General features: G+C 60.6%; 6 protein-coding genes and 1 pseudogene. 4 read left to right on the top strand and 3 right to left on the bottom strand.

Features of this window, described 5'->3' with window-relative positions:
* Window positions 1–464, bottom strand: a pseudogene (locus D6877_RS13750) (oligopeptidase A); the annotation flags it as partial.
* A gap of 89 nt (window positions 465–553) precedes the next feature.
* Here D6877_RS13750 and D6877_RS13745 point away from each other — a divergent pair.
* Both D6877_RS13745 and D6877_RS13740 read left to right on the top strand, forming a co-directional pair.
* The gene (locus tag D6877_RS13745) at window positions 554–1,099 is read left to right on the top strand and encodes a gamma carbonic anhydrase family protein (RefSeq protein WP_016772314.1); all 546 of its coding nucleotides are present in this window, start codon (window positions 554–556) and stop codon (window positions 1,097–1,099) included.
* A 28-nt stretch (window positions 1,100–1,127) separates the two neighbouring features.
* Window positions 1,128–1,778, top strand: a complete 651-nt coding sequence (locus D6877_RS13740) for an HAD family hydrolase (protein WP_130911148.1) — start codon at window positions 1,128–1,130, stop codon at window positions 1,776–1,778.
* Window positions 1,779–1,877: 99 nt separating this feature from the next.
* On the opposite strand, the gene D6877_RS13735 is transcribed toward D6877_RS13740, so the two are convergent.
* Entirely contained in the window at window positions 1,878–2,954 is a 1,077-nt protein-coding gene (locus tag D6877_RS13735) for an aminopeptidase (RefSeq protein ID WP_130911147.1), read from the bottom strand.
* Between the two features lie 58 nt (window positions 2,955–3,012).
* Here D6877_RS13735 and D6877_RS13730 point away from each other — a divergent pair, with 58 nt between their 5' ends.
* Both D6877_RS13730 and D6877_RS13725 read left to right on the top strand, forming a co-directional pair.
* Entirely contained in the window at window positions 3,013–3,435 is a 423-nt protein-coding gene (locus D6877_RS13730) for a hypothetical protein (protein ID WP_125917044.1), read from the top strand.
* A gap of 40 nt (window positions 3,436–3,475) precedes the next feature.
* Window positions 3,476–3,895 carry a hypothetical protein gene (locus D6877_RS13725; RefSeq protein ID WP_125917046.1) on the top strand — a complete coding sequence of 140 codons (420 nt, stop codon included), beginning with the start codon at window positions 3,476–3,478 and terminating at the stop codon, window positions 3,893–3,895.
* Window positions 3,896–3,899: 4 nt separating this feature from the next.
* Here the strand turns inward: D6877_RS13725 and D6877_RS13720 are convergent, their stop codons facing one another.
* Window positions 3,900–4,139 (bottom strand): DUF1161 domain-containing protein, encoded by a 240-nt coding sequence (locus tag D6877_RS13720; RefSeq protein WP_016772309.1) that lies wholly within the window; start codon window positions 4,137–4,139, stop codon window positions 3,900–3,902.
* Between the last annotated feature and the right edge of the window lie 262 nt (window positions 4,140–4,401).

Here is a 4,401-nt window from a genome sequence, read left to right as displayed (position 1 = left end):
TAACGTTTCTGCTCGGCTTCCGGCAGATCGATACCCGACAGACGGAAATCGCGCAGGGCGTGTTCCAGAATGGTCTTTTGCGCGACGTCGAAACTGGCAGCTTCCGGACTGTTGGCCAACGCTTCATACGCCTGGAACAGTTCGCGGTTCTGGCCCATTTCGGTGGAGTAGGCGCTCAGGGCCGGCAGGCACGACTCGTAGGCTTCACGCAGTTCGGCACTGTTGCACACGGCGTTAAGATGGCTGACCGGGCTCCACGCCGCACCGAGACGATCGTTGAGTTCGTCCATCGCCAGCACCAGACCGGCCCAGGTCGGGTTCTTGCCCTGGGTCTTGAGGATTTCGGCGATGGCGGCGCGGTTGTCCGCGAGAATGGTTTCGATGGCGGGCAGGACGTGTTCGGCACGGATCGTGGAGAACGGCGGCAGGTCATAGGACTGCAAAAGAGGGTTGTTCACGCTCACGGTTGGCACCTTGGCTGGAAGAAACATGCGCCCATCTTAATTACAATCGACACTCACCGCAGCTATCGGCGACAGAGAGAGAACTAATCGTGTCCCTTCGCAAATACCAGAATCACACCCCCCGCCTGAGCAACGGCGCATTCGTCGACGGTTCGGCGGTGGTGATCGGCGACGTCGAAATTGGCGCAGACAGCTCGGTCTGGCCGCTGACGGTGATCCGTGGCGACATGCACCGCATCCGCATCGGTGCGCGCACCAGCGTGCAGGACGGCTGCGTGCTGCACATCACCCACGCCGGCCCGTTCAACCCGGACGGCTTTCCCTTGCTGATCGGCGATGACGTAACCATCGCCCACAAGGTCATGCTGCACGGCTGCACCGTTGGCAGCCGCGTGTTGATCGGCATGGGCAGCATCGTCATGGACGGTGCCGTGGTGGAAGACGATGTGATCATCGGCGCCGGCAGCCTGGTGCCGCCGGGCAAGCGCCTGCAGAGCGGCTTCCTGTATGTCGGCAGCCCGGTCAAGCAAGTGCGCCCGCTGACCGACAAGGAAAACGCCTTCTTTACGTACAGCGCGGCGAACTACGTCAAGCTCAAGGACCTGCATCTGGCCGAAGGCTACGACCAGCTCTGAATCGCCCTACACCTGCTCGGGAATTTCCATGCATTACCAGACCGTACTGTTCGACCTCGATGGCACCCTGACCGACCCGCGTGAGGGCATCACCCGCTCAATTCAATTTGCTCTGGCCAATCTCGGCATCGACGAGCCGGACCTGAGCAAACTGGAACACTTCATCGGCCCGCCGCTGCTGCAAGCGTTCATGCAGTTCTACGACTTCGACGAGGCCAAGGCCTGGGAAGCGGTGAATTTCTATCGCGAGCGCTTCAAGGTTACCGGCCTCTACGAGAATCGGGTGTTCGACGGGGTCACGCCGCTGCTGGAAACCTTGAGCGGGCAGGGGCGGCAGTTGTACATCGCCACCTCCAAGCCGTGGGTATTCGCCCGCGAGATCGCCCGGCACTTCGACTTCGCCCGCCACTTCAAGGTGATCTACGGCAGCGAGCTGGACGGCACGCGAACCAACAAAGTTGAGCTGATTGCGCACTTGCTTGAGGAAGAACGCCTGGACCCGGCACAGACCCTGATGATCGGTGATCGCAAGCACGACCTGATCGGCGCCCGCAGCAACGGCATGGATGCGGCGGCGGTGGGGTATGGGTTTGGCAGTTTCGAGGAGTTGAATGCGGAGGCGCCGGCTTATCACTTTGAAACCTTGGACGAGTTGCATCAGGCGTTTTTGCAGCGCTGATGAAATAGCCTTCGCGAGCAGGCTCGCTCCCACATTGGATCTCGCTGCCTCTGTGGGAGCGAGCCTGCTCGCGAAAGGGCCGTTATGCCTCCGAGTTCCTTAGGACTGGGCCAGCGCTTCCAGCGCCGCCTTACGCTCATCAACCGGCAACCGTCCCAACCGCTCGACCTCGGCATAAAACCTCAGCCAATCCCCATCTACTTGCCTGAACACCGCCGCAAACGCCGGCACCCACTGGTCATACAGCCCGAACGGCAACAACCGCGCGTTGTTCAGTGGCGCATTGACCCAGGCGTCATAGCGCTTATCCCCGGCCCACTGACTGTCGCGCATGACCCGATACTCCCGGCGCAAGCGCTCGAATTCAGCTGCTTTGCGCTCACGCATCTGCTCAACCGACAGCGGCTGCGCATAGAGCTTCTCCAGTCGTGAACGCGTGTCGAGCACCAGACCGATGAACTGGTCACGCTGCTTGAGCCTGGCATCCGACTCCGCCGGCAGGCCGCGAGATGCGCGCCACTGCCGCGTGCCTTCCTGCTCGACGAAGGTGGCGAATGACTCGTTGAACTCGGTGTCGTCCTTCACATAGAACTTCTGGTGCGCCAGTTCATGAAAGATCAGCGTGGCCAGTCGTTCGTCGCCCCAGCCCATCATCGAATTGAGGATCGGGTCATTGAACCAGCCAAGCGTCGAGTACGCCTCGACCCCGCCGATCGACACGTCCATGCCCTGCAGACGTTGAAGCGCCGCTTCGCCACGGGCGGCGCTCTGGCTGTAGTAGCCGCGATAGGCCACGCAGCCGGCAATCGGGAAGCAGTGATTCTGCGGGGTGAGGGAAAACTCTGCGGTGGCGAACACGTTCCACACCACGAACGGCCGGCCGATGTCGGCGTAGAGACGATAGCTCCGGTTGTCCGGCAGATGCAGGTGCTCGCTGGCGAACGTGCGAGCCTTCTGCGATTGAGCCAAATGCGAGCGCAATCTGGCGTCGCGATTCGGGTCGGCAATGACTTTCTCCACCGGCTCCCGTGCGCGCAGCAATTGCAGTTGGCCGCTGGCCAACTGGCTGTAGTAGCTGACGCTGGTGCAACCGTTGAGCAACAAAAACAACACACCCGGAAACAAAATCGGAAAAACGCGATCAAGTAACCCAAGGCTGGTAAACGGCCTGATCACAATAAGAAATTCCCCGGAAAGTCCGCCCCAAGACTATCCCGCCTCAAGGAGCACCGCTATGCGCATGTTGATGCTGACAGGAGGCCTGCTGACGCTGGCCGGTTGTGCCGGATTCGGAATGCCCGACCCCGACCCCTCGCAAGCCTGGATCGATCTCGACGCCCGCCAACACGACACGGCGCTGCAAGCCGTACAAGTCGATGCCACCCAGGCCATCGACAAACGTTATTTCGAAGTGCAGCCCGGCAGCCATGAGCTGAAGGTGCGCTATCAATTCCCGGTCGAGGCCACCAATATTGGCCCGAATGCCGAACCGCTGTGGCGCGATTGCCAGATGAGCGTGAAATTCAAGGATTTCAACGCCGGCCAGCGCTATCAGTTGCAGGCGGGCAGCATCGGCTTCCGGCCGTGGGCCAAGCTTTATGATGAACAGCGCAAGGTCGTCGGCCAGGGCACACCGGCGGGCTGCCAGAGCAGTTGATCGGCGCTATGCTGGCTATTCGAATCTGCGGATATCCATCATGCGTACCTTGCTGCTGTTGCTCGTTGTCGGTCTGGTCGCCGGTTGCCAGACGCCATTGCCACCGGTTGACCCGCACATGGCCTGGGTCGACTTCTCTACGCCAAGCCCCGGGGGCAAGTTGCTGATGGCCGAGCGTCTCGACAACCAGCGCTTGAACGACGGGCGCTTTTTCCAGGTGACTCCCGGTAGCCATGAGCTGCGGGTACGTTTCGACTTCGAAGTGTTTGGCGGCGGTGGCAGTCTGCTCACCGGCCCGGTGGAGCGCTTATGCTACCTGACCATTCGCTACGACCACTTCGAGGCCGGCCAGCGTTATCTGCTGGAAGGCCGCTCGCTGGCATTCACGCCGAGCGCGCGTTTGTACAATGCCAAGCGCGAGATCGTTGCTGAAGACCGCGAGTTCCACTGCATCATCTAGCGCTTCAGCTGTCGTTTCTCTGGTAAATGATCCGTTTGGTGCCGTTCTCGCAAGAACCGACGATCATGGCCGAGTCGTGCTGCTTCGCCTCTTCTGCCGTGATGATTTCCAGGGTGTAGGAGGGAATGGCCTTCGCCTGAATCTTGATCTCGATTTCCTTTCTGAGCTCTTCGCAGTCCTTCGGGGCTGCGAAAGCGGACGTGGCCAGTGCACTGCAAAGGATCGCCAAGCCAATACGTTTCATCGATGAAGCTCCTTGAGGCAGCGCGCACGGGTGTGCGCTGAAGCTGCTGTCGATTATTCGACCATAATTCTGCGGAGCGGGTTCTGACTTTGCTCACACCTTGTATTAATTGCTGGTCGCTGAGCAGGTTTCGAGACTGCCTTCGCGAGCAGGCTCGCTCCCACACTGGATCTGCGACGTGCACAAATCCCCTGTGGGAGCAAGCCTGCTCGCGAAGGCGTCAGCCCGGCAAACGCCGAATCAGCTGACCAGCGAAGCCTCG

Origin of the sequence: Pseudomonas sp. Sample_9, assembly GCF_004307535.1 — a bacterium.
GTDB classification, from domain to species: Bacteria; Pseudomonadota; Gammaproteobacteria; order Pseudomonadales; family Pseudomonadaceae; genus Aquipseudomonas; species Aquipseudomonas mercuritolerans.
This window is presented reverse-complemented; position numbering and strand designations above follow the sequence as displayed.